The 14,676-nt window shown below is 65.9% G+C and carries 13 protein-coding genes; 6 read left to right on the top strand and 7 right to left on the bottom strand.

Annotation, left to right across the window (positions count from 1 at the left end):
- The first annotated feature begins 91 nt into the window (after positions 1–91).
- The 3 genes from MRBLWO13_RS03990 to MRBLWO13_RS03980 all read left to right on the top strand — a co-directional run bounded on the left by MRBLWO13_RS03990 (position 92) and on the right by MRBLWO13_RS03980 (position 2,603).
- Complete coding sequence (locus tag MRBLWO13_RS03990; protein WP_341976504.1) at positions 92–568, top strand: cytochrome C5; 477 nt, start codon at positions 92–94, stop codon at positions 566–568.
- Between the two features lie 159 nt (positions 569–727).
- A complete protein-coding gene (locus MRBLWO13_RS03985) occupies positions 728–1,885 on the top strand; it encodes an MFS transporter (RefSeq protein WP_341976503.1) in 1,158 nt (385 codons plus the stop codon).
- A 136-nt stretch (positions 1,886–2,021) separates the two neighbouring features.
- Positions 2,022–2,603 (top strand): GNAT family N-acetyltransferase, encoded by a 582-nt coding sequence (locus MRBLWO13_RS03980; protein WP_341976501.1) that lies wholly within the window; start codon positions 2,022–2,024, stop codon positions 2,601–2,603.
- 97 nt (positions 2,604–2,700) lie between these two features.
- Here the strand turns inward: MRBLWO13_RS03980 and MRBLWO13_RS03975 are convergent, their stop codons facing one another.
- The 7 genes from MRBLWO13_RS03975 to MRBLWO13_RS03945 all read right to left on the bottom strand — a co-directional run bounded on the left by MRBLWO13_RS03975 (position 2,701) and on the right by MRBLWO13_RS03945 (position 11,339).
- Positions 2,701–3,519 carry an amidohydrolase family protein gene (locus MRBLWO13_RS03975; protein WP_341976499.1) on the bottom strand — a complete coding sequence of 273 codons (819 nt, stop codon included), beginning with the start codon at positions 3,517–3,519 and terminating at the stop codon, positions 2,701–2,703.
- On the bottom strand, positions 3,516–4,265 hold the full coding sequence (locus MRBLWO13_RS03970) for an amidohydrolase family protein (RefSeq protein WP_341976498.1): 750 nt from the start codon (positions 4,263–4,265) through the stop codon (positions 3,516–3,518). The genes MRBLWO13_RS03975 and MRBLWO13_RS03970 overlap by 4 nt, the downstream gene beginning before the upstream one ends.
- On the bottom strand, positions 4,262–5,482 hold the full coding sequence (locus tag MRBLWO13_RS03965; RefSeq protein ID WP_341976497.1) for an aminotransferase class III-fold pyridoxal phosphate-dependent enzyme: 1,221 nt from the start codon (positions 5,480–5,482) through the stop codon (positions 4,262–4,264). The genes MRBLWO13_RS03970 and MRBLWO13_RS03965 overlap by 4 nt, the downstream gene beginning before the upstream one ends.
- A gap of 35 nt (positions 5,483–5,517) precedes the next feature.
- On the bottom strand, positions 5,518–6,543 hold the full coding sequence (locus MRBLWO13_RS03960) for a Gfo/Idh/MocA family oxidoreductase (protein ID WP_341976496.1): 1,026 nt from the start codon (positions 6,541–6,543) through the stop codon (positions 5,518–5,520).
- Positions 6,540–7,544 (bottom strand): Gfo/Idh/MocA family oxidoreductase, encoded by a 1,005-nt coding sequence (locus MRBLWO13_RS03955; RefSeq protein ID WP_341976495.1) that lies wholly within the window; start codon positions 7,542–7,544, stop codon positions 6,540–6,542. Before MRBLWO13_RS03955 ends, MRBLWO13_RS03960 begins: the two co-directional genes overlap by 4 nt.
- Positions 7,541–8,710: an ROK family protein gene (locus MRBLWO13_RS03950; protein WP_341976494.1), complete on the bottom strand. Its 1,170-nt coding sequence runs from the start codon at positions 8,708–8,710 to the stop codon at positions 7,541–7,543. The genes MRBLWO13_RS03955 and MRBLWO13_RS03950 overlap by 4 nt, the downstream gene beginning before the upstream one ends.
- A gap of 157 nt (positions 8,711–8,867) precedes the next feature.
- Positions 8,868–11,339, bottom strand: coding sequence for a carbohydrate binding domain-containing protein (locus tag MRBLWO13_RS03945; RefSeq protein WP_341976493.1), 2,472 nt, complete (start codon positions 11,337–11,339; stop codon positions 8,868–8,870).
- Between the two features lie 189 nt (positions 11,340–11,528).
- On the opposite strand from MRBLWO13_RS03945, the gene MRBLWO13_RS03940 reads away from it, so the two are divergent.
- The 3 genes from MRBLWO13_RS03940 to MRBLWO13_RS03930 all read left to right on the top strand — a co-directional run bounded on the left by MRBLWO13_RS03940 (position 11,529) and on the right by MRBLWO13_RS03930 (position 14,666).
- Positions 11,529–12,770 (top strand): extracellular solute-binding protein, encoded by a 1,242-nt coding sequence (locus tag MRBLWO13_RS03940; RefSeq protein ID WP_341976492.1) that lies wholly within the window; start codon positions 11,529–11,531, stop codon positions 12,768–12,770.
- Between the two features lie 73 nt (positions 12,771–12,843).
- Entirely contained in the window at positions 12,844–13,749 is a 906-nt protein-coding gene (locus MRBLWO13_RS03935) for a sugar ABC transporter permease (RefSeq protein ID WP_341976491.1), read from the top strand.
- Complete coding sequence (locus MRBLWO13_RS03930; RefSeq protein WP_341976490.1) at positions 13,746–14,666, top strand: carbohydrate ABC transporter permease; 921 nt, start codon at positions 13,746–13,748, stop codon at positions 14,664–14,666. The genes MRBLWO13_RS03935 and MRBLWO13_RS03930 overlap by 4 nt, the downstream gene beginning before the upstream one ends.
- The last annotated feature ends 10 nt before the right edge of the window (positions 14,667–14,676 follow it).

Genomic DNA, 14,676 nt, shown 5'->3' with positions numbered 1-14,676 from the left:
GGTGGGGCCGGATCCACAGGGATCCGGCCCCACTTTGCGCAGTCGTGAACGCCGCGCCCCACGCCGGGGCCGGATGCGAAAGACTGGTCTCATGTCTTCCGCTCAGCTCGATTCTCTCCTCGCACGCATCGTCGACAGCGGTCTGCTCGATGAACCGGTCGCCGAGAACGGGTTGATCTACGGGCGGGCGAGCATCGACGCCGCCGGCGCCGTCGTGACGGTCAACGTCGACCCGGAACTCCAGGATGAGGACGACGAGGACGAGCTCGATCAGGACGCGCTCATCGAGGCCGTCTCGCGCATCCTCTCGGTGGGCGAATCGCGCTGGCGGGCCGTGATCGACGAGGTCGCCGACGATATCGAGGATGCGGTCGATGACGAGCCGGTGATCGAGCAGATCGACCTGCGCGATGATCTGGAGGCCACCTCGGTCGTCGTGTTCGCCGACGCCGTGCTGCTCTCCTTCCTCGCGCCGAAGCAGTTCCCCACGTCGCGGATCCTGGTGCAGCTCGATGACGAGCTCGAGGTCGACGGTGTCGAGGTCAGAGAGCTCGACGCCGCTTCCTGAGTACATTCGAGGCGTAGGCTTCTCGTTGTGAGTCCTGAAGCAGACAGACGCTAGGTCGCGGGTCGAGTCGCACGTCGTGCGCTCCCCGCATCCTGCCGACCCCTCTTCGCTCAGTCGCTCTCCTGCGGGATGACGCGACCTCGCACGTCTGGATGCTTCATGCCCTTCTTGCTCTATGTCCTTGCTCTGGCGATCTTCGCTCAGGGCACCAGCGAGTTCATGCTCGCCGGCCTCCTCCTTCCGATCTCCGACGAGCTGGCGGTATCGCCCGCGACCGTCGGGACTCTCACCTCGGCCTTCGCCATCGGCATGGTCGTCGGCGCTCCGGCGATGGCGCTGATCGGCGCGCGCTGGAGTCCACGCCGCGCGCTCATCTCGTTTCTCCTGGTGTTCGTGCTCGCGCACGTCGTCGGCGCGATCGCCCCGTCGTTCGAGGTGCTGCTGACCACGCGAGTGATTGCGGCTCTCGCGAACGCCGGTTTCCTCGCTGTCGCTCTCGCGACGGTGGGCCGACTGGTTCCGGCCGGTCAGACGACCCGGGCCGTCGCGACACTTCTCGCCGGCACCACGCTGGCCACGATCGTCGGTGTGCCGGCGGGAGCCCTCGTCGCGAACGCGTTCGGGTGGCGGGCGACGTTCTGGGGTGTGGTGCTGCTCTGTCTGCCGGCATTGATCGCGCTGCTCCTGGATCGTTCGCTCACGCAGAACGCGGTGACACCGCGCATCCGTCTCGTCGGTGAACTCGCCGAGCTCCGTCGGCGCCCGGTGCTCGGTGCGATCATGCTCGCTGTTCTCGTCAACGCCGCGACCTTCGGGGTCTTCACCTTCCTCGGAGTGATCGGGGCGGATGCCGGCATCGATGTCGCTCTGATTCCCCTGCTCCTCGCCGGGTTCGGGGTCGGCGCATTCCTCGGCGTCGCCGCGACCGGTCGGTGGGCGGCACGGCGAGAGCGGGCCTGGATCTCGGTCGGAACGGTCGCTCTCGCCGGCGCATGGTCGGCGTTCGCGGTCCTGATCTCGTCACCCGTGATGCTGACGCTCCTCGCGGTGCTCTGCGGGGCGCTGTCGTTCGCCGTCGGATCCGCCCTGATCGGACGCATCGTCCGGGAAGCCACGGATGCCCCGGTCCTCGGCGGGGCGTATGCGACCGTCGCCCTGAATCTCGGAGCCTTCGTCGGGCCCGCCGTCGCGGGCATCGCGTACGAGCAGGGAGGTGCCGCAAGCGTGCCATGGGCAGCGGTTGCCGCCACGCTCGCCGCCGCGCTGATCGGCATCTGGGCGCTCGCGCCGATGCGGCAGTTCCGTCCCACGAAGTGACAAGAGCTTCTCGTCGCAATAAGTCCCGGTATTCGGCTCGAATACCGGGACTTCTTGCGACCGGAGCGGGCTCTTTCGCTCAACCGGTGAGGTTCGTCTTCGTCGCACGACGTCGGCTGCGTGCGAGACTTCGGTCATGCGGGACGACGAACGCGCGCCGACCATCGAGTGGAGAACGGTCGTGGAGGCGGACTTCCCGCTGCTCAGCGACTGGCTCGCGAGGCCTCATGTTCACCGCTACTGGCATCACGACTTCACGCCGGAAGGGGTGGCGAGAGACTTCGGCCCCGGTACCCGTGGTGAGGAGGCAGGCGAAGATCTCCTCGTCTTCGTCGACGGTCAGCCGACCGCGCTCGTGCAGCGATCCCGCATCGCCGACTACGCCGAGGACTTCGCGGAGCTCGGCGAGATCGTCGAGGTGCCGCCGGGTGCGGTGACGATCGACTATCTCATCGCCGATCTGTCCCGCACGGGGCAGGGGCTCGGCTCGGCGATCATCCGGGCCGTGGTCGCCGATACGTGGTCGAGCTATCCGGACTGCCCTGCGATCATCGTCGGCGTCGTCGCGGGCAATGTCGCATCCTGGCGGGCGCTCGAGAAGGCCGGTTTCCGACGGGTCGGTGAAGGGGACATGGAACCAGACAACCCGATCGACGCCCCACTCCACGTCATCTCACGCATCGACAGACCCGAGAGCGCGCCTCCTCAGCGTCAGTGACAGACGCTTCCCGTCGCAAAAAGGCCCGGTATTCGGTCCGAATTCCGGGACTTTTTGCGACCGGAGCGGGTCCTCGACGCCGCGACCGGAGCGAGCGTCAGGGCCCGATCGGGTCGGCGTAGATCAGGGAGGCGGCGTTCCTGGACGTGATCGCCTGCAGCATGTCAGTGGAGAGCGCGGATGCCGCGAGTTGCAGTGCCGTCGCCTCCGGCGTCTGCACAGGGAAGCCGCTGCCGAACACCCAGCGCTCCGGGTCGTCGCCGAGGCGGTCGGCCACGTGCATCGGACCGTTGACATGCCAGAGGTCGAGCCGCATGCTCTCGGGCGCATCGTCGCCGAGGTGGCGGTTCAGCTCGATCCAGTCCGCACGGTTCAGCCCGCTGATCAGCAACGGTTGCTGGGGGCGATCCCGAACCAGGTCGGCGATCCGGTGAAGCTCGAGGTCGACCGCGGGGGAGAGTGGATGCCGAACCCGTGCATCGTCTAGCCGTGCAATCAGCTGCAGCGGCAACTCCCGCTCTGCGCATGCGGCGAGCACAGGCTGGGCGGCCGCGACGTCGTACCGGTGGAAGCCCGGCGCAACTCTGATCCCCTGCGCTCCCGCATCCGCCGCCCACTCCAGCTCGGCCAGCCAGTCGTCGTCACGCGGATCGATCGTCGCGAAGACGCGGAACAGCGGGTCGTCGGCGCAGGCCGTGAGCACGGCTTCGTTGCCGCTGCGAGTGTCGAAGCCGAACAGCGAGGCCAGGTGCGAGACCCAGACCGAGCGCAGGCCGAGGCGGTCCGCGTATTCGCGGAGTTTCTCGACGTCAGCGGCGGCCGACAGCCGAAACGGCCACTGGCCGAGAAAGCAGGTGGTGTCGGTCGCGCCGAGTTCCGCGAATCCGCTGAGCAGCATCCGTCCCTGCGCGGTCATGCGATCACCTCCGTGAGCCAGCGGGCGACCGTGCCACCGAGCACTCGTTCCTCCGCAGCGGTGTCGAGTCCCGCACCGAGCACCTTCCCGACGTTGGCTGCGAGATCGATGTGATGAAGGTCGGAGCCGAAGACCACCCTGTCGATGCCGAGGCGCTCCACCGCGAGGGCGACCTCTCCACCGCCGATGATCGTCCCCGAGGTGTCGACGGCGATGTTCGGCACCGCGCGGACTGAATTCAGCGCAGACTCGGGTTGGCCGCCGAGGTGCGCCATCAGGAAGCGCACGTCAGGGTGGCGGCGTGCGGCGGCGGCGATGTTGTCGGCTGTCGACTCATACGGGAAGCGCCCGACGGTCTTGCGCCAGGCGTGCGCGAGCACAATGAGTCGGTGCTCCGCGGCGTACTCCAGGATCGGGTCGCAGAGCGGATCGTCGGCCAGTGTCGCGATCCACAGCTTGATGCCGATCATGCCGTGCTCCTCGACGTTGCGTCGCACATCGTCCAGGCTCTCCTTCCCGAAGCGCGGGTTGACGTAGCAGTATCCGCGGAGGCGGTCGGGGTGGCGGCCCAGCTCGCCGACCAGCACGCTGTTCATCTCCTTGACCTCGTCGAGCCCGGGGTGCGGCTGGAACGCGCCGATGTTGCTGCACAGGAACAGGTTGATTCCGAGGCGCTCGCCGGCGACGAACACCTCGGGGTCGAACCGGCCCTCGTCCAGATGCGTATGTGCGTCGATGCCGCTCATGGACCCGTGATCTCGCTCAGCACGTGGGCGACTCTGTTCAGAGTCTCGTCGATGTCGGCATCCGTGTGCGCGTCGCTCACGTAGACGACGCGATAGAAGGACAGCCCGTTCCGGAAGGCTGCGCGCAGAAAGATGCGCAGCGTCGCATCGTCCCCGACGAACTGCGGGCAGGCAGGGTGCCCTTCGAGTCTGAGCCCGACACCGGCCTCCGCAAACAGTGAGTTCATGCCATCTCGCAGCCGGACGCCCGACGCATGAAGGCGGGCGATGATCCCGTCGTCGCGGTACGCGGTCATCGTCGCGGTGGCGGCCGCGAGCGACAGCGTCTCGCCCCCGTACGTCGACGTAACCACGACCTCCCCGCGATCGAGCACATCGAGCACCTCGCGTCGCCCGCAGTACACGGCAAGCGGCATTCCGTTCGCGACGCCCTTGCCGAACACGGATAGGTCGGGGACGACGCCCGTCTCCTCGGCCATGCCACCCAGCGCCACGCGGAAGCCGGTGACCATCTCGTCATACGCCAGCAGCGCCCCATGCCGATCGGCGAGATCCCTGAGGTACCGGTAGAAGCCGGCGGAATCCGGCAACGAAGGGTAGTCCGCGGCGATCAGGATGAGCGCGATCTCAGAGCCGCGCGTGAGAAACAGCTGATCGAGCGCCGCGCGGTCGTCCCAGTCCACCGCATGATGCAGTTCGGCGAGTGCCCCTGGCACTCCGGGAACGGCATCCGATGTCGCCCCGGGAAGCACACGCGCACCGGCTGCAAGCGAATTGAGCCAGCCGTTGTACCCGATCTGCACCACCCGATCGCGTCCCGTGTGCGCGCGGGCGATTCGGATCACCGCGGCCAGCGCTTCACCGCCGGTCTTGAGGAAGCGCACAGCTTCGGCGCCGGGCACGAGAGAGCAGAAAAGCTCGGCCGTCGTGGTCTCCAGCGGATGCGGATGTCCGAACAGGATGCCGTCGTCGAGTTGCGCGCGGATTGCGGCGTCGACGCGGTCATCGGCGTAACCGAGGGTGATCGGCCCGAGCGCGCACCGGTAGTCGATGAACTCGCGGCCCCTGTCGTCCCAGACCCGGCATCCGCTTCCCCGGACGATCACCTCCGGCTCTTCCGGAAGCAGTACCGGCGCCTTGGAGTTCGTGCTCGATCCGACCGGCATGATGGCGATCGCGCGCTCTCGCCAACTGTGGTTCGTCTGCGGGGTCTGCATGTTTGGCCTCTCTGCCGTCAGCGGGCTGGTGCGATTCAGTGCAAGGAGACGACCTCGCCGTCGCGCGCTGCTGAGGCCTGCGCGGCCTTGGCGATCTCGACGGTACGGATGCCGACGCCGGCGTCCGGCTGCGGCTGACGGTCGCCGCGAACCGCGGCGACGAACTCCTCGAGCAGCAGAACGTCGAGATCTGCGCCGACCGGATCCCAGGTCTCGCCGCGGGCGTCGTGCCCCGCGATGCCCTTCGCGAAAGGACTGACCGTGACGGTGCCGCGCTCGGCGACCACTTGCAGTGTGAGTCCACCCCATGTGGCCGAGCTCATCGGCCAGCTCCACGAGCAGTCGATCGTCGCGATGACACCGCTCGGGTACTGGATGGTCACGAGCCCGCCGGTCTCGACCGCGAGCTCGCGGTCGGCGTGCAGAAATCCGTTCGATACGGCGCGCACCGTGGCCGCGCGCTCACCCAGCAACTCGTCGAGCAGATCGGCGCAATGCACGACGTGGTCGACGAGCGCTCCGCCACCGGCCAGCTCCGGGTCGGTGAACCAGGCGCGATCCTGCGGGAGCTTGCCGTTGTTCACCCCGGTGACCCCGAGCACGCGTCCGAGTCGGCCGCTGCGCAAGTCAGCGATGGCGTCGCGCACGGCGGGGGCGAAGCGCACGGGGTACGCGACCATGAGGATCACACCGGCCTGGTCGCAGGCATCGCGCATGGCGATCGCGTCGTCGACGGTCGTCGCCAACGGCTTCTCGCACAGCACGTGCACGCCCGCCGCGGCTGCGCGTTCGACAAGTTCTCGATGGCGCGAGTTCTCCGCCGCGACCACGACGGCGTCCGGTCGCCAGGCGAAAGCCTCATCGTAAGTGTCGACGTAGGCGACGCCGAGCTCAGCGGCGAGCTCGGCCCCGCGCGGAGCATCGTCGCGAGCGTCTCGGCCGTCCGGGTCGGCGGCGATGAGCTCGACCCCTGGCATCGCCTTCAGAGCGTGCACGTAACTGAGCGCGTGGGTGTGTGCGAACGACAGGACGGCGATCCTCAAAGGAGCGGGGGCGGTCATCGGGTGGCTTCCTCGAGCTCCAAGATGGGCAGGGCGACGGGCTTACCCGCGGCGATGGAGTCGTAGGCCGCCTCGGCCACAGAGACAGCCTCGATTCCGTCTGACGGTGTGACACGGGCGTCTCGGTCGTGGCGCAGTGCCGAGACGAAGTCGGCGAGCTCGGCGTAGTACGGGCTCTCCTGCGGAGACATCGGAGGCAGGTAGTCGGTGTCGCCGGCCGTCAGCACCGTATCGGTGCGCGACGCGTGATCCTCGGCACTGTCGTAGCGAAGGCGCCCCTCGGAACCGGCGACCTCGACGCTGGTGCGGAACGGCATTCCGGGGGTGACCCAGCTGCCGTGGATGTGGCTGATCACACCGTTGCGGTGGGTGAGCACGATGTGGGACGTAACGGGCGCGGGCACTCGGTCGTCGACGGTCGGTGGGTTCTGCACCGCGTACACCGACGCCACCGGTCCAGCGAACCAGAGGGCCTGGTCGATGTCGTGGATCATCAGGTCGCGGATGAGTCCGCCACCGGTGCTCTCGGAGAAGAACCACGGCGCCTGCGGTGCGGAGCCCGCTCGGCTGAATCGCTGCACTGCTACGGTGCCGATACGCCCGGAGCCGATTCCCTCCTTGATGCGTCGATACTCGCCCATGTAACGCACGACATGAGCAGGAAAGAGTCGTACCCCGGCTTCTTCGGCGGCGCGGGCGAGGGCCGCCGCAGCATCAGCCGTCGCCGCGAGCGGCTTCTCGCAGATCACATGGCGGCCCTGCGTGATCGCCTGAAGCGCGAAGTCGGCGTGGGTGCTGCTGGGGGTCACGATGTCGACGACATCGACGAGTCCGATGAGAGTATCGACGTCGTCGACGAGCTCGAAGCCGTACTCCTCGGCGATCTCCTCGGCACCGGCCAGCGAGGTCACGTATCCGGCGACGCCCAGTGCACGCCAGGCGTCTGCATGCACGCGGGAGATCCCGCCGGCGCCGATGAGTCCGACCTTCAACGTGCTCACTGCTTCTCCTCGAGGGGGTCGGTGACGGCCACGTCATGCGGCATCGGGGTGATCGGGGGGACGGGCATGTCGTCGATCGCATAGATCGCGGATGCGTGCCGCTGGAACGCGTGGACGAGCGCCCCGTGCGCCGCAGCCTCCGCCCCGAGACGTGCCTCGGTGAGAGGTACCTGGAACGGTAGGCCGAGGTGGCGAGGGAGTGCCGCGCGGAGCGGGTCGAGCAACTGCTCGTGGGCTGCGGAGAGCCCTCCGCCGATCACGATCATCGCGGGGTCCACCGTCATGATCAAAGTCGCAATCCCATGGGCCAGCTCATCGATGAAGGCATCCAGCTCGGTCTGCGCCTGCTGGTCGCCTTCGCGCGCCAGAGCGAACACTTCAGCGGCGGTCGGTGCGGTGCGCCAGGTGATCTGACCGGTCCCTGTGTTCAACCCACGGAAAGCAAGGCGCCCGATGTCGCCGGCGGCGTTGTGGATGCCGCGGCGAGGGTGACCGCCGAGAATCAGTCCCATCGCGATCCGGTTGCCGACAGAGAGGTAGACGACGTCATCGACGAGCTGGGCGACGCCGAGGTGGTGTTCGGCGACGGCTGCCAGGCGCACGCCGTTGTCGACCGCGACCGGGCACCCGAACGCCTGACGCAGTTGGGCGCCGATGTCGATGCCTGACCATTCGGGGATCACCACTGATGTCGTTACGCGGCCGGAGTCGTCGACGATGCCAGGGAGCGAGACGCCCACTGCCCTGACTTTGGATGTCGCGATCGAGGCGGAGGAGAGCGTCTGGCGCACATCGTCGATGACGGCTGCCAGCTTCGATGCTCCATCGCCCTGTGCAGCGACGCCGGGGAAAGTGCGCTGGGTGATGACTCGGCCCGCGAGGTCGGCGAGAACGACGCGGATGCTCGCGACGCCGATGTCCACGCCGACGATCGCGCCAGCCACGGCGTGGAAGGAGTAGCTCCTGGCCGGGCGGCCGGCGCCTCCACCTCCACGGACGGGTGCGTCGACGATGGTGCCCGATTCACTCAGAGCGGTCACGGCGTTCTCGACGGAGGTGCGCGACAGCTCGAGGGCGCGCGACAGCTCGTTCACTGTGGCGGGGCCGACGTCACGAAGATGCAGGGCGGCGCGGGCGACGATCGAGAGTTGGCTTGGCACCGCCATGTGCAGTTCCCCTTTCGATTGCGTTGTGGAGCAAAGCTAAAATAGCCTACGCCACTGTCGTAATAACAGCGCAGCTCTTGCATCCGTCTTCTTATCGACGCTTACCTACTCGCGACAGGTGCTCGTGATAATTATCACATGACACTGTCTTAATTGGCTACTGCGGTGTCGCCACCCAGAGGCGCTCGTTGAATGAGTAGTACAGCTCGCCATCGGCGCCGGCGGCGATGTGGTTCGCACCCGCCACGATGTGCTTCAGGCGGTACGTCGTGGTTTCGAACGCGTAGAGGTTGCCCCAGGCGCTGATGTACATCTCCCCTGTCGACGAAATCTCGATGTTCGCCGACTTCCAGACCGGACCCAGCGCGTTCCACTCGACGGTGGCGATGTCGAAAGTGCGGAGAACCGTTCGGCTGTCGAGATCGAACTGCAGCAGCTTGCCTACAGTCACGCCCCAGATGGAGCCGTCGGATGCGACCTTGAGAGCGGTGATCGCCTTCTCGCCGGCGAACGGCTTGCCGGACCAGATCAGTGCGCCGGTACTGGGCTTGAACAGGAAGAGCGACGCAGCCGATTGGGTAGGAGTCGATCCGAGGCCCCCGTAGACGGAGGTTCCTCCCAGCACCAGGTCCGGGCCGACGTACGTCAGCGCCGTGATGCTCTCGTCGGCGATGATGTTGACGTACTTCGTCACCGATTTCGACGTCGCGTCGATGACAGCGATCGACCCTCCGAGGTGCCCGTAGGTGGCGACGGTTCCTGCGATGATCTGATTCCCCTGACTCGCCCAGGCGAATGGACGATCCTGCAGGTCGCCCTCGAGCGACGCGAACTCTCCTGGATTGGTCGCGGAGAGCGGCTGGGTGGGGTCGAACGCCATCAGATGTGCGCCGGGATAGACGCCCAGATACAGCTCGTCGCCGACGGCGATCGCCCCCTCTGCCTGTCCGAGGACCCCCTGCGGGTACTCGTGTGTCGTACTCGTCGCCGGGTCGAAGGCAGAAAGACCACCCGATTGAAGCGCACTCGAGTAGATCCGATCATCAGGTCCCCGTTCGAGGGTCGCGATCGTCGCGGGTTGTCCGGTGATGGGGGGCGCGAGTTCCGCGACCGCCCCGCTTGCGAGGTGATAGAGCCAGATCTTGCCGCGGATCGTCGTGAGTGCCAAGGTTGGGCCGCTGAACGGTCCACCGGTGTAGTCGATGATCGCAGAAGCACGCACTGCTGCACCGGGGAAGACGTTGAGGTTCGTCAGGACTCCCGAACTCGAGTACCGCTTCACTGCGAAGTCGGCCCCTACGAAGTAGATGTTGCCGGCGGCATCGGTGGGTGAGACCTCGAGTCCGACGCTCCCGTCGATGAGTCCGGTCCAGGTTCCTGCCGTGATGTCGTAGGCGGCCAGCGCCTTCGTATCCGATCCGCGTACGAAGATCTTGCCCGATCTGGCGTCGACGTCGTAGATGAGCTTGTCGGCGGCGAGGAACGCAGGCAATGGGATGTCGCTCACGGCCCCGGTGGCGATATCGATCTGTACGAACTTGGCAGCCGTCGTGCCCAACCCGGCGTAGACCTTGTCGCCGCTTACGGCGACATCGCGGACGTACGCAGACCCCGGCGACACCTGACCGTAGTCTCGGAAAGCGCCCGTGCTCGGAGTGAAGGACCACAGCGAGCCCGACGGGTACGACCCGCCGAACACCCGGCCAGAACTGTCGATGTCGAGCCCCCAGATGTTCTGGCCGTTCGCCACCGGAACCCCGAGATCGACGAACGCGGTGCCGCCGATCGTGTACTTGTAGAGATGGCCGTCATTCGCGCCGATGTACACCGTGCCGAGACTGTCGGCAGCGACACCCCACGCGTTCTTGCACGAGGGCGGTCCGGCGACGTTCGCCAGGACGGTGTCGTTGGTGATGTCGAAGACGCTGAGCGAACACGTCGTCCCCTGGACGGGGATGTAGGCGATCTCGCGGCCGTCGGCGAGCGTCGCCGTCGCTGCTCGCAGAGACGTCACCTGGGTGAGTTGGACGCCGAGGTCCTCGCGCGCCCAGGAGGTGGTGCTCACCTTGCTGACGGCGATCTCGTCCCAATTGGCGGTGGTGATCCCTGAGAGGGAGGAGTAGAGGAGTACTGAGGCCTTGGTGGCACCTGCGGGTGCCACGCCCTCCAGGGCGATCGTCGTCCAGGATCCGAGTGGCACCGTGGTGAAACGCTGATTCTTGTCGCCGATTCGTGTGCCTGCGGCGTTGTAGAACAGCAGGTAGATCCACGGCTGGCCGGTCGTCATCTTCACGTCGGCGGCGACTCGATACGTCGATCCCTGCTGCACCGTGAACCGGTCGGTCTCGAGTCCCGCAGAAGCAGTCGCCGTGGCGTCGACCATCGTGACGCCATATGCCCCATCGTGCGCCGCCGAAGTTGAGCGGGTGGAGCCGGAGACGCCGTAGTACGCGCTCCATCCGGGGATGCTTCCTGGAGAACTTCCCGGTGGCGGGCTTTCGAACCCGCCGTTGGTGATGAGCGATGGCGTCGAAGCGCTGGCCGACGGGGAGTTCGTGGCGACATTCGTTCCTGCCAGCAGGAGGGCGACCAGGGCAAAGGCCGCGCCGCGAATAAGCTTCCTCTTCATTGCACAGTCCTTCTTCCGTCCTCGTTGACGATCGCGAACAAATTAGCACAGTCATGTTTCAGATTGCTAGAGCCATCTATATCCCTGAAATAAGCGGGAAAATGCGGGAGGAAGTTGGGGGTTGACGGATTATCCCTTCGAGGTGGCATAATATGCAACAACCCTGCACGGCATTAGCAAAGGAGCACCATGCGCGTCAGCAAGTTCACCGGCGTCGCCGCGGGTATCGCGGCCGTGACGCTGTTGGCAGGATGTTCGGCCGGCGGCGGAAACGCCGAATCCGGAGAGAAGAACATCACTGTCTGGCTCTACCCCGTCATCGCTGACGAAGCGGTGCACAAGGACTTCTGGGACACGACGATCGCCGCGTTCGAGAAGGAGAACAAAGACGTCAACGTCAAATACGAGATCTTCCCTTGGGCGAACCGCGACGAGGCGCTCCAGACTGCGATCGCAGCGGGCAAGGGCCCCGACGTCGTCTATCTGATCCCAGATCAGCTCGCGGCCTACCAGAAGTCGATCGCCCCGCTCAACGACATGCTCAGCGAAGAACGACAAGGCGACCTGCTCCCGAACGTCAAGACATCGGTCACCATCGGGGGCGACATTCTCGGCGCTCCGATCCTCACGAGTGCAATGCCGCTCATCTGCAATGCCGCGGCGTTCGAAGCGGCGGGTGTCGCCGAGTACCCGAAGACCTGGGACGACATCATCGAGATGGCGCCGAAGTTCACGGAGAAGGGCATGTACGCCCTCAACTATCCGGCGTCGGCGGAGAACACCCTGAACCTCACGTTCTATCCATTGCTCTGGCAGGCCGGTGGTGCGGTGTATACGAAGGACGGTGACGTCGGGTTCGATTCCAAGGCAGGTGAGCAGGCTCTCACCTTCCTCACGGATCTCGCAACGTCCGGTGCGCTCGACCCCGAGGCGTTGACGACCAACGTCCCGTTGGAGCAGACTGCCGTCGCACAGGGCAAGGTGGGCTGCACGTGGAACAACGCAGTCACCGAAGTCTCGTCGTTCTGGGGCGCGGAGAACATCATGGTCCTGGCGCCGCTCAGCGAGAAGGAATCCATCGCATACGGCACCGTCGGTTCGCTCTCGGTGCTCAAGGGTTCGAAGGCGCAGGATGCCGCGGCGAAGTTCGCGGAGTTCGCGACCGGGGCAGACATCGTCGAGCCGTACCTCAAGGCGGCCGGCTTCTTCTCCGCGCTGAGCACCACAGAACCGCTCTACGCCGACGACCCGCTGCTCGGCGAGGTCGAGAAGTACGTGCCGGACACCACGGTGGGCGAGCTCGACGCGAGCTCGCGTGCGCTGATGGGTGTTCTGTCGCCGGAGATCCAGGCGGCTCTCCTCGGGCAGAAGTCCCCGGCGGACGCGCTCAAGGATGCCGCGAACGCCGCTGCACCGCTGCTGAAGAAGTAGCAAGATCGAGGGCGTGCGGGAGTACACCGCACGCCCTCTTCCTCCGCCACTCTCCCCACGTGAGGTAACGACAATGACGACGGCAATTACGGCGAAGAAGCCCATGGGGCGGGTCGCGCGGGTGCTGGCCCGACGGGAAGCGCGTGTGGCTTTCCTGTTCGTGCTCCCCGCGTTCCTCCTCTTCATCGCTTTCCGTTTCGGTCCGAGCATCGTCGGTGTCGCTCTGAGTCTCTTCGACTACGACATCACCGGCGAGATCGCATGGCGGGGCCTCGACCACTTCCAGCGCCTCGTCGCCGATCCGCTGTTCTGGCGTGCGCTGGGCACCACGGTGACCTACACGATCTTCGCCGTGCCGATCTCGCTCGTGCTCTCGACGGTGATGGCGCTGGGCGTGCGTCGAGCCTTCAGGGGAGCCCGCTTCTTCCGCTCGATCTTCTTCCTTCCGGTAATCACGTCGCTGGTGCTCGCCGGCTCGATCTTCGTCTGGATCTTCTCTGCGAACGGCCCCTGGTCGGCGCTGATGTCGCCCCTGGGCCTGAGCGGATCCTGGCTCGGCAGTACCGTCCTCGTCATCCCTGCGATCATCGTCGTCGGTGTCTGGGCCCGTTTCGGCTACGGCATGATGATCATGATTGCGGCACTGCAAGACGTGCCTCGAGAGCTGGAGGAGGCGGCGCTGGTCGACGGGGCGAGCGCCTGGCAACGCTTCCGATGGATCATCCTTCCGCACCTGCGCCCGACCGTGTTCTTCCTCGCAGTGATCGAGACGACGGCCGCGTTCCAGGTCTTCGACGTCATTTATGTGATGACCCAAGGCGGCCCTGCCAACGCCAGCTACTCGCTCGTCTACTTGCTGTACGACCAGGGCTTCCGCTACTTCGACTACGGATACGCGGCCGCCGTGGGGGTCGCGCTGTTCATCATGACCTTGGCCGTCGCCCTCATCCAGCGCCTTGTGATCGGAAGACAGAAATGACCGCTCTGTTGCAGCCGCCGAAGTCGACGCAGACGCAGGGGCAGACGCCATCATCGACGAGGATGACGTCGAAGAAGCGTCGCGCGTTCCGTGCCCTCGAGCCCACACGCTGGGGCATCTTCATCCGATGGATCTGGCTGAGTCTTGCCGGCATTCTCAGCTTCTTCCCGTTCTACGCGATGGTCGTGCTGAGCCTGAAGCCGGGCATGGTCGTCGAACTCCCCGGTTCGCTGTTGCCCTGGGCCGATATCTCCTTTGAGGCCTATGAACAGGTGCTCAGCGGCCAGAACATCATCGGGTGGCTGGGCAACACGCTCATCTACTCCCTCGTCTCGGTCGTCGCCGTTCTGTTCCTCTCGGCGCTCGCAGGATACGCCTTCGCCAAGAAGCGCTTCCGTGGCAAAGAAGTGATGTTCTGGTCGTTCCTCGCGATGGTGATGGTGCCGTTCCATGTCACCCTCATCCCAACCTTCATCCTGATGGCGAACCTCGGCGGCGTCGACACCTACTGGGGTCTGATCCTGCCGTCGCTGGCGAACGCTCAGGCCGTGTTCCTGATGCGCCAGTTCATCCAGGGGCTTCCTGATGAGCTGTTCGAGGCCGCGCGCATCGACGGCGCCGGCGAGTTCCGTATCTTCCTGCGGATCGTGCTCCCGCTATGCAAGCCGATCCTCGCGACCCTTGGGATCTTCGTGTTCCTGTGGCACTGGAACGACTTCCTGTGGCCGCTCATCATCGCCAAGTCCAACTCGATGTTCACACTCACCGTCGGCATCTCGTCGCTGCAGCAGCAGAACGTTCCGCTGAGCACCATGCTCGCAGGGTCGGTCGTCGCGTTGTTGCCCATCTTCCTCGCGTACCTCATCGCTCAGCGGTACGTGCAGGAGGGTGTAGCCGGTACCGGCATCAAAGGCTGAGAAGAAAGGG

It is taken from the genome of Microbacterium sp. LWO13-1.2 (assembly GCF_038397725.1).
Taxonomy (GTDB): Bacteria; Actinomycetota; Actinomycetes; order Actinomycetales; family Microbacteriaceae; genus Microbacterium.
The sequence above is the reverse complement of the archived record's forward strand: the minus strand, read 5'-3'. Positions and strand labels throughout refer to the sequence as shown.

Excerpts from the sequence above, each read along its gene's own strand:
- MRBLWO13_RS03965 (WP_341976497.1), bottom strand. The coding sequence starts at position 5,482 with ATGCAGACCCCGCAGACGAACCACAGTTGGCGAGAGCGCGCGATCGCC.
- MRBLWO13_RS03935 (WP_341976491.1), top strand. The coding sequence starts at position 12,844 with ATGACGACGGCAATTACGGCGAAGAAGCCCATGGGGCGGGTCGCGCGG.
- MRBLWO13_RS03930 (WP_341976490.1), top strand. The coding sequence starts at position 13,746 with ATGACCGCTCTGTTGCAGCCGCCGAAGTCGACGCAGACGCAGGGGCAG.
- MRBLWO13_RS03990 (WP_341976504.1), top strand. The coding sequence starts at position 92 with ATGTCTTCCGCTCAGCTCGATTCTCTCCTCGCACGCATCGTCGACAGC.
- MRBLWO13_RS03985 (WP_341976503.1), top strand. The coding sequence starts at position 728 with ATGCCCTTCTTGCTCTATGTCCTTGCTCTGGCGATCTTCGCTCAGGGC.
- MRBLWO13_RS03970 (WP_341976498.1), bottom strand. The coding sequence starts at position 4,265 with ATGAGCGGCATCGACGCACATACGCATCTGGACGAGGGCCGGTTCGAC.
- MRBLWO13_RS03945 (WP_341976493.1), bottom strand. The coding sequence starts at position 11,339 with ATGAAGAGGAAGCTTATTCGCGGCGCGGCCTTTGCCCTGGTCGCCCTC.
- MRBLWO13_RS03975 (WP_341976499.1), bottom strand. The coding sequence starts at position 3,519 with ATGACCGCGCAGGGACGGATGCTGCTCAGCGGATTCGCGGAACTCGGC.
- MRBLWO13_RS03960 (WP_341976496.1), bottom strand. The coding sequence starts at position 6,543 with ATGACCGCCCCCGCTCCTTTGAGGATCGCCGTCCTGTCGTTCGCACAC.
- MRBLWO13_RS03980 (WP_341976501.1), top strand. The coding sequence starts at position 2,022 with ATGCGGGACGACGAACGCGCGCCGACCATCGAGTGGAGAACGGTCGTG.
- MRBLWO13_RS03950 (WP_341976494.1), bottom strand. The coding sequence starts at position 8,710 with ATGGCGGTGCCAAGCCAACTCTCGATCGTCGCCCGCGCCGCCCTGCAT.
- MRBLWO13_RS03940 (WP_341976492.1), top strand. The coding sequence starts at position 11,529 with ATGCGCGTCAGCAAGTTCACCGGCGTCGCCGCGGGTATCGCGGCCGTG.